Source organism: Alkalihalophilus lindianensis (genome assembly GCF_032843265.1).
In the GTDB taxonomy this organism is placed as follows: Bacteria; Bacillota; Bacilli; order Bacillales; family Bacillaceae_D; genus Alkalihalophilus; species Alkalihalophilus lindianensis.
Map to the genome: position 1 here is coordinate 1 of NZ_JAWJBA010001007.1, position 237 is coordinate 237.

1 pseudogene is annotated in these 237 nt (G+C 45.6%); it reads left to right on the plus strand.

What is annotated here, in order from left to right:
* Window positions 1–237 (plus strand): annotated as a pseudogene (locus RYX56_RS25155) (P-type ATPase actuator domain-containing protein); the annotation flags it as partial.

The window sequence follows — 237 nt, forward strand, 5'->3', positions numbered from 1 at the left end:
GAAGAAGCACAGGAATCAAAGTCAAAAACAGAGAAGTTTCTTGATAAATTTTCCGGTATTTACACGCCGGCTGTTGTCCTTTTATCGATCATTGTCTTTGTGCTGACAAGAGACCTACATTTAGCAATTACCTTTCTAGTAATTGCCTGTCCCGGAGCCCTTGTTATTGGCGCCCCGGTATCAAACGTGGCGGGTATCGGGAATGGTGCGAAAAACGGTGTCCTTGTTAAAGGCGGG